The sequence below is a fragment of the Methylobacterium sp. J-070 genome (assembly GCF_022829385.1).
Lineage (GTDB): Bacteria > Pseudomonadota > Alphaproteobacteria > Rhizobiales > Beijerinckiaceae > Methylobacterium.
Genome location: NZ_JAKSXX010000246.1, coordinates 16,234 through 31,201 on the forward strand (window position 1 = coordinate 16,234; position 14,968 = coordinate 31,201).

A 14,968-nucleotide genomic window follows, 5' to 3' on the forward strand; every position below is an offset into this window, starting at 1 on the left:
TCGCGAGGGATCGTGATCGGCACGGCGCTCAAGGTGCCGCGCTTTGTCCACGATCGTCCGAGATCAGAGCCGCGCCCCACACCCGGAGGAGACCCTCGATGTGCCGCTGGATCGCCTACGCGGGACGCACCATCCCGCTCGAGCACTACGTCACCGAGCCGTCCCACAGCCTCGTTTCTCAGAGCATACAGGCGCTCGAATCGACCGCAGCCACGAACGGGGACGGGTTCGGCCTCGGCTGGTACGGCGATCACCCCGAGCCGGGCCGCTACCGCGAGGTCCAGCCCGCCTGGTCCGACGACAACCTCCGCTACCTGTGCCGCCACCTCCACTCGCACCTGTTCTTCGCGCATGTGCGGGCCGCGACCGGCACGCCGATCACGAGGCCGAACTGTCATCCGTTCGCGTGCGGGCCGTGGCTGTTCATGCACAACGGCTATATCGGCGACTGGAGCCGCCTGCGTCGGCCGGTCGAGGCGATCATCCCCGACGCACTCTATCCGTCGCGGGCCGGGACCACGGATTCCGAGGCGCTGTTCCTCGGGCTGCTGGGCTACGGCCTGATGGGCGATGGACCCCGCCGCGATCCGGTCGAGGCCACCGCGCTCGCCCTGGCGCAGCTGACGGCACTGGCGGGCACGCATCCGTTCCGGTTCACCGCCGCGCTCGCCGACGGCCGGGACCTGTACGCCTTCCGATACGCAGCCAACGACAAGGCCAACACGCTCTACTACCGCGCCTCGGAGGGGGGCGTGGTCATCGCCTCGGAACCCCTCGACCGCGACCCGGCGACCTGGACGCCCGTGTCGGAGAACAGCGTCGTGGTCGCCCGGCGGAACGAGCCCGTGGAGGTCCTGTCGCTGGCCCGGTTCGGCCTCGGGACGGCCGCTCCGGGCGCCGATGCCCGGCGGCTGCGGGCCTGAGGGCGCCGCGTCAGGCGACCCGCGAGAGGCCGCCGGCCTGCGAACCGCGCGGTGCGTGCGTGGAATCGTAGGCCCGGTTGCGCAGGGCCGTCTCGCTCGGCAATTGCTCGATGACGTTGCCGGAATTGGGATCGACGACCTGGAACACGATCGAGCTCGTATCGGGGTCCTGGATGTAGCGTGCCTTGTTGCCGTTTGTACCGATATCGAGCTTGACCGCCGGTTCGAGCGTCGGCGCGGCTGCCGGGGTCTCCGGGGGGGCCTGGGTCGCGGCGGAAGCGGCGGTCGCCCCGAGCGCGTCCAGACCCTGGGGCCCCGGCGTCGTGTTCGTCAGCGGGCGGATCTCCATGGTTGATCTCCTGCGATCCTGTGATCGGAGGATTCAGGCGCTCGCCTGCCTAAGCGTCCCTTAACGCAGGTTGGTCATCCACCGGATGTCGGGCGCCGATCCAGGGCGCGATGAACATCCCGTTACCGCGATGACACAAATCCATGCTGTTCTCGCGTTCCGGGCGGGTGTGCGGCGCTCCCCGCCGGAGGCTTTCCGATGCGTACGGTCTGCGCGGCGATGCTCATCGGGGCGGCGTCGCCCCGCGCCGCGGCAAAGCCCGGCAGCCCGATCCGGACGCGGGCGCGGTTCATCGCGCAGTACTGATGCCCGATCGTCGGGCGCCTGGACGTCATGCATCGGCGCGGCCCGGTCTGGAAGTCGCGCGACCGCTTCGTCATCGTCGCGCTGAAGGACCAGCCGCAGCGCTACGTCCAGTGCGTCTTCCACGACCATGACAGCCGGATGTTCTGCGAGGCGTCCTCCGGCGCCTACGGGCCGGCCGGCCCGGGCCGGTTCCGCCTCGACGCGCCGGCCCGGGCGGCCCTGCGCGCCCTCGGCTTCGTCCAGGCCGATCCCGGGAAGAACTTCGTCCGCGACGTCGACCTCGGCGATCCGCCGGACGTCACCGTCGCGGCGGACCTGATGCTCGCGGCTCGGCACGACGGCTACGGCGCGCGACCGGGATCGGTGATCGAGATCTCGGCGCCTTACGGCGACGATCCGGTCGCCGATTGCGGCACGCCCGTCTCCTGACCGGACCGGGCGTGCCGTCGCTTCACTCGGCGGCGTCGACGTAGAGCTTCCCGCCCTCGGCCAGGAACTCCTGCGACTTCGCCCGCATGCCGGCCTCGGCCTCGGCCTGCGACATGGCGGGCGCCGCGCCCACGACCGCGCCGGCCTCCTCCATCGCCAGCACCTCGGCGCGGAGATCCTGCGTGATTTTCATCGAGCAGAATTTCGGTCCGCACATGGAGCAGAAATGCGCGACCTTGTGGGCGTCCTTGGGCAGAGTCTCGTCGTGGTAGCGGCGGGCGGTATCCGGATCGAGGCCCAGATTGAACTGGTCCTCCCAGCGGAAGTCGAACCGCGCGCGGCTGAGCGCGTCGTCGCGCAGCTGCGCGGCCGGGTGGCCCTTGGCCAGATCGGCGGCGTGGGCGGCGATCTTGTAGGTGATGACGCCGGTCTTCACATCGTCCCGGTCGGGCAGGCCGAGATGCTCCTTCGGGGTCACGTAGCAGAGCATCGCGGTCCCGAACCAGCCGATCATGGCGGCGCCGATGCCCGAGGTGATGTGGTCGTAGCCGGGGGCGATGTCGGTGGTCAGCGGGCCCAGCGTGTAGAACGGCGCCTCGCCGCATTCCCGCAGCTGCTTCTCCATGTTGACCTTGATCTTGTGCATCGGCACGTGGCCGGGGCCCTCGATCATCACCTGGCAGCCCTTGTCCCAGGCCACCTTGGTGAGTTCGCCCAGCGTCTCCAGCTCGCCGAACTGCGCGGCGTCGTTGGCATCCGCGATGGAGCCCGGGCGCAGGCCGTCGCCCAGCGAGAACGACACGTCGTAGGCCCGCATGATGTCGCAGATCTCGTCGAAATGCTCGTACAGGAACGACTCCCGGTGCCCGGCGAGGCACCAGCGCGCCATGATCGAACCGCCGCGCGAGACGATGCCGGTGACGCGCCGGGCGGTGAGCGGCACGTGGGCCAGCCGAACGCCGGCATGGATGGTGAAGTAGTCGATCCCCTGCTCGGCCTGCTCGATCAGCGTGTCCTTGAACACCTCCCAGTCGAGCTTGAGCGGGTCGCCGCCGACCTTCTCCAGGGCCTGGTAGATCGGCACGGTCCCGATCGGCACCGGGCTGTTGCGGATGATCCACGAGCGGATGTTGTGGATGTTGCGGCCGGTCGACAGGTCCATGACCGTGTCGGCGCCCCAGCGGATCGACCAGACCAGCTTTTCGACCTCTTCGGCCGCGGACGACGTCACCGCGGAGTTGCCGATATTGGCGTTGATCTTGACCAGAAAGTTCCGGCCGATCGCCATCGGCTCCAGTTCGGTGTGGTTGATGTTGGCCGGGATGATCGCCCGGCCGCGGGCGATCTCGTCCCGCACGAATTCCGGGGTGATGAACGGCGGCACCGAGGCGCCGAAGCTCTGGCCGTCGGCCAGAATCGCCTCCGCGTTTTCCAGCATCGCGTCGCGGCACGCGTTCTCCCGGTGGGCGACGTAGATCATCTCCTCGGTGATGATCCCGGCGCGGGCGAACTCGTACTGCGTGACCATCTGGCCGGGGGCGGCCTTGCGGATCGTCCGGGTGGCCGGGCAGGGGGCCACGAGCTTGTCGCCCGCGAAGCCGTTGTCCTCCGGCTTGACCGCGCGGGGCTCGACGGCGGCGTAGCCGCGCGCCGCGATCCACGGCTCGCGCACGCCGGAGAGACCGGCGCTCAGGTCGATGCGCGCTTCGGTCTCGGTATAGGGGCCCGACGGATCGTAGACCCGCACCGGCGCCTCCTTGGGATCGGAGAGGGCGATCTCGCGATAGGGCACGCGGATGTCCGGCCTGCCGACCGGGCTCGCGTAGACCTTGCGCGATCCGGTGACCGGACCGGTGGTCACGGCCTCGGGGCTGCCTTTCACGTCCTTGGGGAGAACGGGTGCGTTCATCGTGGGCCTCTCCTCGCTCCGGAGCAATCCGATCCACGCGATGGGCGAGATGAGAGTCGGTCGCTGAAGATGCGCCCGCAGGTTCCCGTCCCTCCGCCGGTATGAGCCGGATCAGGTTCAAGGGTCAGGGCAGCGTGCCCAATCTCAGCCCCCTTCAGGGGCCCCCCTCGGAACGGTTCAAGACTCGGGCCGGGGACGGGCTTTGTCAATGCTGTGGCGAACCGGCCCCCTGACAGCGGCGTCTCGGTCACCAGATTTGCATCGCCGGCCCCGCCGCCGCCGGGAAGCCCAAGCCGTCGCGCGCCAGGAAGACGATCGGCATCACCACGGGGAACAACGGATCGATGTAGCGGCGCGGGTCCAAGAGCAGATACCCGGTGGCAGGAATCGTGTCGTCGCCGCCTCTCCACGCCACCCCGGCACGGCCGAACTCATGCAGGCACAGGCTCGGCATCCAGACGGTCAGGTTCGACGCGAAGGTGACACCCGAGCCGCCGATCCAGTCGCGGTCGAGGCTCAGCCCCAGCACCGCGAAGGTCAGGAAGAGCATCAGGACGTTGAAACGCAGGCGACCGGACTGACCGCCGCACGGACGTTGATCGAACCTGGCATGGGCCCCGAGTCGGCTTTACCGATGGCGCCGTCGAGAAAACGCAGTCGGCCTGCGTTGGCAAGCGGAGGCGCCATAGGGGAAAAGCAGAAACGCCGTCGTCCCGAATAGCGCGCGCTCGTCGCGACACTTACCTAGAATGAAAAGGCAGCGATGCGTCTCGTTCTCGTGGTTTTATCCGCATCGATGCTGCTGACGGCTTCGGCCATGGCGGCACTCTTTATTCTTCAAAGGCGGTTGATCTATCCGGGCGCTTTCCGCGGCATCGAGCCGACGGCCGTCCTTGCCGTTCCGCCGGGGACCGGGCGGATCCTATTGACGACCGCGGATGGCGAGCGGCTCCATGCGCTCTGGCGTTCGCCCGCCCCCGGCTGCGGCGTGGTGGTCAGCTTCCATGGCAACGGGTCCCGGCCCGAGCCGCATGCCGAACGGTTCGCCGCCGACCCCTGGGATGCCGCAGGCTGGGGCCTGCTGGCGCCGGCCTACCGGGGCTATCCGGGCTCGACCGGGGAGCCCAGCGAGGACGGCTTGATCCGCGACGGATTGGCGGCGGTCGCGGCCGTCGCCGAGCGCGCGCCGGGCGCGCCGATCCTGCTGCACGGCCATTCCCTGGGCGCCGCCGTCGCGGTGGCGGTCGCCGAACGCATGCCTGCGATCGGCCTCTACCTGGAGGCGCCTTTCGACTCGATGACGCACACGGTGCGGCTGCATGTCCCGCTGGCTCCGTCCTGGCTCCTGCGCGACACGTACCGTTCCGACCTGCGCATCCGTGCCGGGACCACGCCCGTCCTGATCGTACAGGGTCGCGACGACATGGTGGTGCCGGCCAAGCTCGCCCTTCTGCTCGCCCGGGCGGCCGGTCCGCGGGCGCTGGTCGAGCTCGTCCCCGGCGACCACGTCTCCATCCTGGGCGTCCGGGATCGCGAGGCCGTGGCGCTCTTCGGACGCGGCCTCGTCCCGGCCTGCACACAGGCGGGGGAGAAGGTGCGGTAACGGTAGCGATGCGAGGACACGGCGTATGGTTGGACGGCGCTCCCGGCGCTGGTGTGCCGATGATCCCGAGGGGCCTGGATTGGCCCACCGGACCGATCCGGTCTGCCCCCTGTGCCAGCGGCCGATCCCGCCCCGCGCCCGCTCAAGCCTCCATCACCTGACGCCGAAGCTGAAGGGCGGGGTTCACCAGGGGACGGTGCGGCTTCATCAGATCTGCCATTCCGCGATCCATGCCCGTTACAGCGAGGCCGAGATCGCGAAGCGGCTGGCCGAGGTGGAGGCGTTGCGCGCCGATCCGGAGATCGCCCGGTTCCTCGCCTGGGTGCGGGGCAAGCCCGACGATTTCCACGCCGCCACCCGGATGACCCGCGGCCGGCGCGCGGCGAAGCGCCGGACCTGACCCCCGATCCGCGCCAGCCCGCACCAAATCGCGCCGGCGTTTACCGCGCGTTGTGCAAATTCGCAGGTCGGCGGCCGATGGTACAGGCCCGTCAACCCTGTCGAGGCAGGGTCGTCCGGTTGCGGGGACCGGGGCGATGGATCAGGCGGGGGACACGACGGGTCGGCTGGCCTGGGTCGATGTCGCGAAGGGCATCTGCATCCTGCTGGTGGTGATGATGCATTCCGTCACCGGCACGGGCGAGGCCATGGGCGGGGAGGGCTTCCTGCACGCGGTCGTCGCCTTCGCGAAACCGTTCCGGATCCCGGATTTCTTCCTGCTGTCCGGCCTGTTCATGGGCCGGGTCATCGATCGCGACTGGTGCCTGTTCTCGGACCGGCGGGTGGTCCATTTCGCCTACTTCTACCTGCTCTGGCTCGTCATCCAATCCGCGGCGCGGTACGGGAAGATCGTCGGTGACGACGGCTCCGCGGCCTTCGCCGCCCACCTCGCGCACGCCCTGGTCGAGCCCTATTCCAGCCTGTGGTTCATCTACCTGCTGGCGGTGTTCTCCGTGGTGACCAAGCTGCTGCGCCGGATGCCCGCCGCGCTGCTCCTGGGCGGCGCCGCCCTGCTGCAGATCGCCGATATCCGCAGCGGCTCGACGCTGATCGAGGAGTTCTGCGCAAGATACGTCTACTTCGTCGCCGGCTACCTGTTCGCGGAGCGGATCTTCGCCCTGGCCGATACCGCGCGGCGGCGCGTGGGCCTGGCGCTGTGCGGCCTCGCCGCCTGGGCGGTGGCGGAGGGGTGGCTCGCCCTGACGCCGTCGACCGAACCGACCTATCCGACCCTGGCCAGCCTGCCGCTGGTCGGCCTCGCCCTGGGCGGCCTCGGCGCCCTGGCGATCGTCGTGGCGGCGGCACTCATCACCCGGACCGGCGGGCCCATCGCCGAATCGATCCGATTCTGCGGGCAGCGCTCCATCGTGATCTATCTGGCCTTCTCGCTGCCGATGGCCGCGACGCGCGAGATCCTGGTCCGAACGGGCGTCATCGCGGATATCGGACTGGCGAGCCTGACCGTCATGATTTCGGCCGTCCTGCTGCCGCTGCTGCTCGAGCGGCTGGTGCGCGGGACGCCGCTGAAATTCCTGTTCGTGCGGCCGGCCCGCTTCCGGCTCGCCGCGACCAACGTACCCACGAGCCCGGCGCTGCGGGCGACCGGACTGTCCGGCTGAAGCCTTCGGTCGACGCAGCCCGCCCCGTCACCGAGCGCGCGGCGCCGGGCCCGGGTCGGCGGGGCGTCACGCGCCGAGGCGCGAACCGGATCGTTCGCCGGGCCCGTCGCGATGGCAGAGGGTCTGCGCCGTCAGCTCTCGAACGCGATCCCGATCCGCCGGTGAAGGCGCCACGCCACCGTGGCTGGCCGCGGGACGCCGCCCTCCGTGAGCCGCAGCGGAAAGCGATCGGGCACCGGCTGATCGTCCGGCACCTCGATCTGGGCGCCCGCTTCGGTCGCATCCCAGACCAGGCAGCCGACCTCACCGCCAGCGAGCAGGAGGGCGCCGAACGTGAAGGCGTTGCTGCGGAAAGCGCCGCGGCGATTCTCCGTCATCGGGCTCTCCCTCGCCGGCCTAGACCCGCAGAGCGGGACCCGGCGACGTCCGACCGTGCCCGACGGCGGTTAACAGGCTTGATACGTCAGACCGACCGCTGTTGATGTCGTGAATTCAATCTTCGTCCCGATCTTCGTTGTAGCGACGCCGAACAGGTCCGTAATCCTCGTCGTAGGGGCGTCGCACCGGCGGGCGGTCGTAATCGCGGCGGTCCCGGTAATCGTCCCGGCGGGGACGGTCGTCGTAGCCGCGGCGGGGACCGTCATCGTCGTCCCGATAGCGATCGCCGCCCCCGCCGGCGATGATCCGCGGCGCATACCAGCAGCTCTTGGGCTGCCCCGGCGCGGGATCGCCGAAGGTCTGGCTGTTGCAGGGAACCACGCCGCCCTGCGGGAACGGCCGGCCGTTGGTTCGGCCGGGGACGCCGTAATAGACGTTGGTCGGGTAGGGCATCCGGCAGACGCCGCCATCCTGCGCGCAGCCGACCAAGTTCACCGTGTCGAGCTGGTAGGCCTGCGCCGGCGCGGAGGCGAGCAGGCCCGACCCGAGCGCGACGATTTCCAAGGCCAGGACGATCCGATTGTGCATCCCCGATTCCCACCAGTTCGCGGTCACCGCGCCGCATAGGCCGAATGGCGGCTTCCGGCCAGTGGCCAAGCTCGCTATGCGTCCCCTCGGGCGGCGGCCGGTCCGGTCGAGGTGCCGGGATCTGACGATGAGCGGCACCCCGCCCGCTGTGGGACCAGGACTGCGTCTCGGGAGGACTTGATGAGGGACGCATCCGCGCACGAGCTCATGCTGCTCAGTGCGCTGCAGGACTGTCGATTGCAGCTCGACGCGCTGCACGGGGACGCGTCGCGCGGCGTCGCGCTGCAGCGCGACCTGGAGGCGTCGCTTCGGCGCGAGGAGGCGCTCCGGGCCGAGGTCGTGCAGGAGCGGGAACGCGCGGAGGCCGTCCGGCTGGTGCTGTACGCCCTCGCGGCGAGCATCGGGCGATTCGGATTGCGGCGGCGGCTGTTCCTGTCGCGCATCGCCCGCCTCGGTCGCGAGACCCCCGACTCCGGACCGCAATCGGTGCGCCACACGGTGCTGCTCGCCGAAGCCCGCCGCGTGCTCGGCGCGCCGCCGTCGCCGGATGCCGCACCCGGTCGGTGACGCTCCGCGATGGCGGAGATGGGTCACGCGGCGCGCCGATGGCCCCGCCGACCGTGCCGCATGGCACGATCCGTTCGCGTCCGACCCGTCGCGGGCTTTGGGAACTTCGAACGGCGGCCGGCATCCGTCTCGGTCGGCGTCGGATCCATAGCTTCGGCGGGGAGTTCCGACTTCCCGACCTCTTCGATCACTTCATGCAGGCGTCTTCCGCCTTCGAGAAGGCGGCGGGTTTCGGTTCGTGATCGGAGGGACGGTTACGGCCGACAGCGCCGTCGGCGCGTGCCCTCAGGTACGTGTAGATGTCCGGCATGTAGCACATGACGTTCCGGTTATCCCCGAAGGCTGGCATGACCAGTTCCTGCGAGGCATTCACGTCCTTCTTGCCGCCGACGATGATGCCGGCGAAATGCGCGTAATCCATACCCTTCAGAGCATCGACCAGAGAGGGTGCGTAGGTCGATCCCATGCCGTCCGGCCCATGGCAGACGATGCAGTTGGCGTTGTACCGCAGATATCCCGACATCGTATACCAATCGACCTTCTTGCCACCCTCCGTGACATGGTAGGTCGGATCGCCGTTCTTGTCGGTGTACTGCCCGTCTTGGACCTTGGACGGCTGCGTTGGTCCGTCGCTCTTGAGATCGGCCGGTGCGGCCGCCGCTGGTTCCGTCGGAGGGGATGGGGGCGCCTCGGGCCCAGCCGCCAACGCGGATCCGCAGCCGAGAAGCCCCATCGCGAGCGCGGCAGCAACACCTGTACCTGATCTCATGATCGAGTTTCCCCCACCGGATGCATTTCGTTGGCGGGGGACAACGTCAAAACCTTAGGGAAAGCCCTGGCGGAGCAGTCACGTTCTCGCGAAGCACCGAGCCTTGCCGGTGCTGTCGGTTGCGGGCCCACGCCCGCATCGTCGGCACGGGGCACTCGGGGCGGGAGCGGAACGCCCGCTCGCGGACGAGAGGCCGATCCGGATCGCGACCCGTCGCGGAGCATCGGCTCGGAATGGGAGACACCCGACGGCGAGCCGGTTCGGGTGCCAGCAACCTTAACCGATTGGCCACCCTTCTCCCGCACCGTACCGCGAACCGGTCACAAACGGATTCGAGAAGGCGGGACGGCGGTGCCGACCCGATGTCATTTCGGCCCGGGGCGCGAAACCGCCGCATTTAGCGTGCGGAAACCGCGAGGCGTCGCAGCGCGAGCACGCCGGTCCGGATCATTCAAAGACGGGGTACATGGCCAAGGGTCGGGGCAGGATGGAGCCGAATTTCGACGTGCCCGAAGGGCGCGTGAGGGATCGCGGCGAACTCGATCTGCACCTGTCCCGGGAGGACCGTCCGGGAACAGGAGACCGCGTGGCGAAGCGAGGGGGCGGTGCGGCGCAGCGGCCGGCCAAGGCGACGGGCCGCACGAAAGGCGGCGGGGCGGGCCGGTCGAAGGCCTCGGGCTCCGGCCGGCGCCGCCGCTCCTGGCTCGGCCGGCTGACCTACGCCACCGTGGTGCTCGGCCTGTGGGCGGTGATCGGGCTCGCCGGGCTCATCGCCTATCATGCCTCGCAACTGCCGCCCATCGATCAGCTCGCGGTGCCGAAGCGACCGCCCAACATCGCCATCCTGGCCAGCAACGGCTCGCTCCTGGCCAACCGCGGCGAGACGGGCGGCCGCGTGGTCTCGATCAAGGAGCTTCCGCCCTATCTGCCGCGGGCCTTCGTGGCGATCGAGGATCGCCGCTTCTATCAGCATTTCGGGGTCGATCCGGTCGGGATCCTGCGCGCCATCGGCCAGAACCTGACCCGCCGCGGCGTCGCGCAGGGCGGCTCCACCCTGACCCAGCAGCTCGCCAAGAACCTGTTCCTGACGCCCGAACGCTCGGCCTCGCGGAAGATCCAGGAGGCGATCCTCGCGCTCTGGCTGGAGCACAAGTACACCAAGGACGAGATCCTCGAACTCTACCTCAACCGCGTCTATTTCGGCGCCGGCGCCTACGGCGTCGAGGCCGCGGCGCAGCGCTATTTCGGCAAGCCCGCCAAGGAGGTGAGCCTCGCGCAGGCCGCGATGCTCGGCGGCCTCGTCCAGGCGCCGTCGCGGCTCGCGCCGAACCGCAACCTGCCGGCCGCCCAGGCCCGCGCCGCGCAGGTGCTCGCCGCCATGCAGGAGCTCGGCTTCGTCCCCGGGCAGGACGTGAAGGTGGCGCTGGCGCAGCCGGCCAAGCCCGCCAATGCCCGCGGCGGCGGCTCGGCCAACTACGTGGCCGACCTCGTGATGGACGTGCTCGACGACTATGTCGGCAAGTTCGACACCGACATCACCGTCCAGACCACGGTCGATACGGGGCTCCAGGCCGCCGCCGAACGGTCGCTCACCGAGGAACTCAACGCCAAGGGGGCCCGCTTCAACGTCGGCCAGGGCGCCCTGGTGTCGATGCGGCCCGACGGGGCGATCCGCGCGCTGATCGGCGGCCGCGACTACGCGCAGAGCCAGTTCAACCGTGCGACAACCGCCAGGCGCCAGCCCGGCTCCTCGTTCAAGCCCTTCGTCTACCTCGCCGCCGTGGAGCATGGGGCGACCCCCGACACGGTCCGGGAGGACGCGCCGATCCGCATCGGCACCTGGGCCCCCGAGAACTACTCCCACCGCTACGAGGGCCCGGTCACCCTGCGCACGGCGCTGGCGCAGTCCCTCAACACCGTGGCGGTGCGGCTCGGCCAGGAGGTCGGCCCGAAGGCGGTGGTGCAGACCGCCCAGCGGCTCGGCATCACCTCGCCGCTCCAGGCCAACGGCTCGATCGCGCTCGGCACCTCCGAGGTGACCCTGCTGGAGATGGTCGGCGCCTACGGGGCCTTTGCCAACGGCGGCACCGGTGTGATCCCCTACGTGGTGACCGCGGTGAAGGGACAGGACGGCAAGGTGCTCTACAAGCGGGCCGACAGCGGCCTCGGCCGTGTCATCAGCGCCGATGCGGACGGCATGATGAACGCGATGCTGCACGAGACCTTCGTATCCGGCACCGGCAAGAAGGCCGACATCCCGGGCTGGGATCTGGCGGGCAAGAGCGGCACCACCCAGGATTACCGCGATGCCTGGTTCCTCGGGTTCTCGGGCAGCCTCGTGACCGGGGTCTGGCTCGGCAACGACGACGGCGAGCTGACCAAGAAGGTGACGGGCGGCAACCTGCCCGCGGAGGTCTGGAAGACCTACATGACCCAGGCGCTCAAGGGGCAGACTCCCGTGCCGCTTCCGGGCCTGAACCGCTGGCGCCGGGCGCCGGAGACGACCGCCTCGGTGGCGAGCGCCGCTCCCGGCGCGCCCCCCGGGATCCTCGGCCAGATCTTCGGCGAACCGGACGCTCCGGCGCCCCGGCCGGCCGCCCCGGTCCGCCGGGCGCAGAAGGACGACCGCAACTTCATTGAGAAGTTGTTCGGTCTCGGAGACTGAGCGAAGCGCCGTCCGAAGGGTTCCGGCCCGGATCGGGCCGCGCCCGGCCGGTCGCGGAACGATCCTCCGGGTGCCCCGCCCATTCCCCACGGCATCGGTCCGGGGCCCGCCGCTCTCCAGCGACGACGGCGGTCGCAGCGAAGTCGAGACTTTGTAGCTTAGCCAATAACGGCTTATTCAATATTCGCCGTCCAGACTGCGCGCCGATCATCGATCCGGCGACCGCGCATCCGCGTTCGACCGCAGCGGTATTGACGCGATGTCCATGGCCCTGCGATCGATCGTCAGCACGATCCGCACGCATCTTGCAGATCGCGCCACGCGTCTGATCGCCGTCGCGGGCGCGAGCCTGCTCGTCGGCATGACCTTGCTCGGCGCCTATCTCTGCGTCGATCTGCGCGAGACCGCGTGGCTGAATGCCCGCCGCAACGCCGGGAATCTCGTGTCGGTGATCGAGGAGGGCGTGGGTCACAGCATTCGCGGCTACGACCTGTGCCTGCGCGAGGCGGCGCGTCTGGCGGCGCGGCCCGACGTGGCGGCCCTCGAGCCCGGGCTCAAGCGCCTGACCCTGTTCGATGCGGCTGCGGCGGGTTCGAGCCTGGGGGCGCTCGCCGTCACGGATGCGGCCGGTCGCGTCGTCATGACCAGCAATCCCAACCTATCGGGCCAGCCGGAACTGAGCGATCTGCCCGAGTTCCGGACTCTCCAAGCCGAGCCGAGGACGGGCCTGATCGTGTCCGGGCCGACCCGCTCCCGCCTGACGGGACGGTCGATCATCCGCATGACCCGGAGGATCGAGACGCCGGATGGTTCGTTTGCGGGGATCGTGACCGGATCGATTCTCCTCGAACCGCTCCAGGCGCTGCTGGAGCATGTGCGGTTCGAGGACGGTCTCACCATCAACGTGTTCCATCAGGATGGCACGCTCCTGATGCGCGCGCCGGCGAGCCCGGAGACGCTGGGACGAAGCATCGCCGCCGGCGTCGGATACCAGAACTACCGGAACCGCCCCCGGGGAGAGTTCCTGAGCCGCTCGATCCTCGATGGCGAGATCCGGCTCTACACATTCGCCAGCCTCTCCGACCTGCCGCTGATCGTGACCGTCGCCACGAGCGTCGACAGCATCCGGAACCTCTGGTTCTACAAGGCGGCGATCATCGTCGCGTTGATCCTCTGCCTGAATGCGCTGACCTTCGGGCTGACCATCCTGCTGCACCGGGAGGTCGGGCGGCGCGCCGCCGCCGAGGCCTGCACGCGGGAGAGCAATGCCGCGCTCGCGGTTCTGGCGCGGACGGATGGTCTGACCGGCATGCCGAACCGCCGCAGCTACGACGAGCGCGTGGCGGTGGAATGGAAGCGGGCTGCGCAGCTCGGAACGCCGCTGGCACTGATGATCGTCGATGCCGATCGCTTCAAGCAGTTCAACGACTGGTTCGGCCACCAGCGTGGCGACGGTGTGCTCAAGGCGGTCGCCGATTGTCTCCGCCGGACCCATCCGTCCGGCGGCCTCAGCTTCCGGATCGGCGGCGAGGAGTTCGTGGTGCTTCTGCCCGGTCTCGACGCGACGGCCGCGGGCGCCGTGGCCGAGCGCGTCCGCAGGCGCGTGGTCAATCTGCAGATCGCACACGCGCCGGAGATCGGCGGCGTCGCCACCGTCAGCATCGGGATTGCGAGCGCCGAGCCCGCCGCCGGCGTTTCGCCCGACACCCTGTTCGTGGCGGCGGATGCGGCGCTCTACGCCGCCAAGAAGGCCGGGCGCAACCGGATTCGGACAGCGCCCCGGGCGCCGGCGCTCCCGAGCGAGCGGCGCGCCTGACGCACCCGGATCCTCACAGCATCGGCAGCATGCGGGGACGCGGCCCGCGCGGGAAATGCGCGTCGATCAGGGCGATCTCGGCCGGGCTCAGCTGCAGGTCGGCGGCTTTGGCATTCTCCAGCGTCCGTGCCGGACGGACCGATTTGGGGATCGTGAACGTCCCGGGCAGGCGCGTCAGGAAGGCGAGGGCCACCGCATAGGGTGTGGTCCCGTGGGCGTCGGCGACCTGCCGCAGCACCCGGCCGCCGGGACTCGCCGGATCGGGAAAATCCCCGCTTCCGAACGGCGAATAACCGACCATCGCGACGCCCTGCCGCTCGCACCAGGGCAGCACGGCGTGCTCGATCGCCCGCTCGTTGAGATGGTAGAGCACCTGATTGCAGGCGATGCGGTCCGGTCCGGCGATGGCGAGCGCCCGGTCGAGATCGCCGACGTCGAAGTTGCTGACGCCCCAGGACAGGATCTTCCCGGCTCGGCGCAGGTCCTCGAAGCCCGCGAAAGTCTCCTCGAGGGGGTGCTGGCCCGGCCAGTGCAGAAGGTAGCAGTCGAGCCGGTCGGTTCCCAGACGCCGGAGGGAGGCCTCGCAGGCGCGTCCCACGCCCCGACGGGTGGCGTTGCCCGGCACCACCTTCGAGACGAGGAACACCTCCTCGCGGCAATCGGCGATGGCGACCCCCACGATCGCCTCGGCATCGCCGTACATCTCCGCGGTGTCGATATGGGTCATGCCGGCGTCGATGCCGGCCCGCAGCGCGCGGACCGCGTCGGTGCGATCCGCGCCGTCGATATGCCAGGTCCCCTGGCCGATCACCGGCACCGGGACACGCGTCGCGCCGAAGCTCCGTCTATACATGGTGGCGCATCCTTCCCTGTCGCGGCGCCTCCGGGCGCCCGCAGATCCGACGAGCCGCGAATCCCGCTGGTCCGGCGTGACTGCGCGACTCGATCCTCCCCCACGCCTTACTCGCGCCATCTTGGGGGGATGAGCAATGGTCGGCGGGCATCCGCGGCGCTCGACTTCAGGCCGAAGGCGGAAGTGGGCGGCGC

At 69.8% G+C, this 14,968-nt stretch carries 15 protein-coding genes and 1 riboswitch; of the genes, 8 read left to right on the forward strand and 7 right to left on the reverse strand.

Going from position 1 to position 14,968, the window contains the following annotated elements; all coding sequences use genetic code 11:
• The first annotated feature begins 98 nt into the window (after window positions 1-98).
• A complete protein-coding gene (locus MKL01_RS28390; RefSeq protein WP_243908528.1) occupies window positions 99-923 on the forward strand; it encodes a class II glutamine amidotransferase in 825 nt (274 codons plus the stop codon).
• Between the two features lie 10 nt (window positions 924-933).
• Here the strand turns inward: MKL01_RS28390 and MKL01_RS28395 are convergent, their stop codons facing one another.
• Window positions 934-1,272, reverse strand: coding sequence for a flagellar protein FlaG (locus MKL01_RS28395; RefSeq protein ID WP_243908529.1), 339 nt, complete (start codon window positions 1,270-1,272; stop codon window positions 934-936).
• Between the two features lie 333 nt (window positions 1,273-1,605).
• On the opposite strand from MKL01_RS28395, the gene MKL01_RS28400 reads away from it, so the two are divergent.
• Window positions 1,606-2,007, forward strand: a complete 402-nt coding sequence (locus tag MKL01_RS28400; RefSeq protein ID WP_243908530.1) for a TY-Chap domain-containing protein — start codon at window positions 1,606-1,608, stop codon at window positions 2,005-2,007.
• A gap of 22 nt (window positions 2,008-2,029) precedes the next feature.
• On the opposite strand, the gene thiC is transcribed toward MKL01_RS28400, so the two are convergent.
• Both thiC and MKL01_RS28410 read right to left on the reverse strand, forming a co-directional pair.
• Window positions 2,030-3,916 (reverse strand): phosphomethylpyrimidine synthase ThiC, encoded by a 1,887-nt coding sequence (thiC, locus tag MKL01_RS28405; protein ID WP_243908531.1) that lies wholly within the window; start codon window positions 3,914-3,916, stop codon window positions 2,030-2,032.
• A gap of 71 nt (window positions 3,917-3,987) precedes the next feature.
• Window positions 3,988-4,094, reverse strand: a riboswitch (TPP riboswitch).
• 69 nt (window positions 4,095-4,163) lie between these two features.
• Window positions 4,164-4,466 (reverse strand): hypothetical protein, encoded by a 303-nt coding sequence (locus MKL01_RS28410; protein WP_243908532.1) that lies wholly within the window; start codon window positions 4,464-4,466, stop codon window positions 4,164-4,166.
• 375 nt (window positions 4,467-4,841) lie between these two features.
• Between MKL01_RS28410 and MKL01_RS28415 the strand changes: the two genes are divergently transcribed.
• The 3 genes from MKL01_RS28415 to MKL01_RS28425 all read left to right on the forward strand — a co-directional run bounded on the left by MKL01_RS28415 (window position 4,842) and on the right by MKL01_RS28425 (window position 7,138).
• Window positions 4,842-5,519, forward strand: coding sequence for an alpha/beta hydrolase (locus tag MKL01_RS28415; protein WP_313901496.1), 678 nt, complete (start codon window positions 4,842-4,844; stop codon window positions 5,517-5,519).
• A 25-nt stretch (window positions 5,520-5,544) separates the two neighbouring features.
• Window positions 5,545-5,919 (forward strand): restriction endonuclease, encoded by a 375-nt coding sequence (locus MKL01_RS28420; protein WP_243908534.1) that lies wholly within the window; start codon window positions 5,545-5,547, stop codon window positions 5,917-5,919.
• Window positions 5,920-6,055: 136 nt separating this feature from the next.
• Window positions 6,056-7,138 (forward strand): acyltransferase family protein, encoded by a 1,083-nt coding sequence (locus MKL01_RS28425; protein WP_243908535.1) that lies wholly within the window; start codon window positions 6,056-6,058, stop codon window positions 7,136-7,138.
• Window positions 7,139-7,269: 131 nt separating this feature from the next.
• Here MKL01_RS28425 and MKL01_RS28430 read toward each other — a convergent pair whose 3' ends face one another.
• Window positions 7,270-7,515: a PilZ domain-containing protein gene (locus MKL01_RS28430; protein ID WP_243908536.1), complete on the reverse strand. Its 246-nt coding sequence runs from the start codon at window positions 7,513-7,515 to the stop codon at window positions 7,270-7,272.
• A 115-nt stretch (window positions 7,516-7,630) separates the two neighbouring features.
• On the reverse strand, window positions 7,631-8,104 hold the full coding sequence (locus MKL01_RS28435) for a hypothetical protein (RefSeq protein WP_243908537.1): 474 nt from the start codon (window positions 8,102-8,104) through the stop codon (window positions 7,631-7,633).
• Window positions 8,105-8,284: 180 nt separating this feature from the next.
• Between MKL01_RS28435 and MKL01_RS28440 the strand changes: the two genes are divergently transcribed.
• Complete coding sequence (locus tag MKL01_RS28440) at window positions 8,285-8,671, forward strand: ATP-dependent helicase (protein ID WP_243908538.1); 387 nt, start codon at window positions 8,285-8,287, stop codon at window positions 8,669-8,671.
• 187 nt (window positions 8,672-8,858) lie between these two features.
• Here MKL01_RS28440 and MKL01_RS28445 read toward each other — a convergent pair whose 3' ends face one another.
• Window positions 8,859-9,440: a c-type cytochrome, methanol metabolism-related gene (locus tag MKL01_RS28445; protein ID WP_243908539.1), complete on the reverse strand. Its 582-nt coding sequence runs from the start codon at window positions 9,438-9,440 to the stop codon at window positions 8,859-8,861.
• A gap of 466 nt (window positions 9,441-9,906) precedes the next feature.
• Between MKL01_RS28445 and MKL01_RS28450 the strand changes: the two genes are divergently transcribed.
• Both MKL01_RS28450 and MKL01_RS28455 read left to right on the forward strand, forming a co-directional pair.
• Complete coding sequence (locus tag MKL01_RS28450) at window positions 9,907-12,105, forward strand: transglycosylase domain-containing protein (protein WP_243908540.1); 2,199 nt, start codon at window positions 9,907-9,909, stop codon at window positions 12,103-12,105.
• Window positions 12,106-12,370: 265 nt separating this feature from the next.
• A complete protein-coding gene (locus tag MKL01_RS28455) occupies window positions 12,371-13,921 on the forward strand; it encodes a sensor domain-containing diguanylate cyclase (RefSeq protein WP_243908541.1) in 1,551 nt (516 codons plus the stop codon).
• 13 nt (window positions 13,922-13,934) lie between these two features.
• Here the strand turns inward: MKL01_RS28455 and MKL01_RS28460 are convergent, their stop codons facing one another.
• A complete protein-coding gene (locus MKL01_RS28460) occupies window positions 13,935-14,774 on the reverse strand; it encodes an aldo/keto reductase (protein ID WP_243908542.1) in 840 nt (279 codons plus the stop codon).
• Between the last annotated feature and the right edge of the window lie 194 nt (window positions 14,775-14,968).

What these genes read in the sequence shown, in the direction of transcription:
- MKL01_RS28445 (WP_243908539.1), bottom strand. Translation starts at nt 9,440, where the DNA reads ATGAGATCAGGTACAGGTGTTGCTGCCGCGCTCGCGATGGGGCTTCTC.
- thiC (WP_243908531.1), bottom strand. Translation starts at nt 3,916, where the DNA reads ATGAACGCACCCGTTCTCCCCAAGGACGTGAAAGGCAGCCCCGAGGCC.
- MKL01_RS28400 (WP_243908530.1), top strand. Translation starts at nt 1,606, where the DNA reads ATGCATCGGCGCGGCCCGGTCTGGAAGTCGCGCGACCGCTTCGTCATC.
- MKL01_RS28435 (WP_243908537.1), bottom strand. Translation starts at nt 8,104, where the DNA reads ATGCACAATCGGATCGTCCTGGCCTTGGAAATCGTCGCGCTCGGGTCG.
- MKL01_RS28450 (WP_243908540.1), top strand. Translation starts at nt 9,907, where the DNA reads ATGGCCAAGGGTCGGGGCAGGATGGAGCCGAATTTCGACGTGCCCGAA.
- MKL01_RS28430 (WP_243908536.1), bottom strand. Translation starts at nt 7,515, where the DNA reads ATGACGGAGAATCGCCGCGGCGCTTTCCGCAGCAACGCCTTCACGTTC.
- MKL01_RS28425 (WP_243908535.1), top strand. Translation starts at nt 6,056, where the DNA reads ATGGATCAGGCGGGGGACACGACGGGTCGGCTGGCCTGGGTCGATGTC.
- MKL01_RS28455 (WP_243908541.1), top strand. Translation starts at nt 12,371, where the DNA reads ATGGCCCTGCGATCGATCGTCAGCACGATCCGCACGCATCTTGCAGAT.
- MKL01_RS28390 (WP_243908528.1), top strand. Translation starts at nt 99, where the DNA reads ATGTGCCGCTGGATCGCCTACGCGGGACGCACCATCCCGCTCGAGCAC.
- MKL01_RS28395 (WP_243908529.1), bottom strand. Translation starts at nt 1,272, where the DNA reads ATGGAGATCCGCCCGCTGACGAACACGACGCCGGGGCCCCAGGGTCTG.
- MKL01_RS28440 (WP_243908538.1), top strand. Translation starts at nt 8,285, where the DNA reads ATGAGGGACGCATCCGCGCACGAGCTCATGCTGCTCAGTGCGCTGCAG.
- MKL01_RS28460 (WP_243908542.1), bottom strand. Translation starts at nt 14,774, where the DNA reads ATGTATAGACGGAGCTTCGGCGCGACGCGTGTCCCGGTGCCGGTGATC.
- MKL01_RS28420 (WP_243908534.1), top strand. Translation starts at nt 5,545, where the DNA reads ATGGTTGGACGGCGCTCCCGGCGCTGGTGTGCCGATGATCCCGAGGGG.
- MKL01_RS28410 (WP_243908532.1), bottom strand. Translation starts at nt 4,466, where the DNA reads ATGCTCTTCCTGACCTTCGCGGTGCTGGGGCTGAGCCTCGACCGCGAC.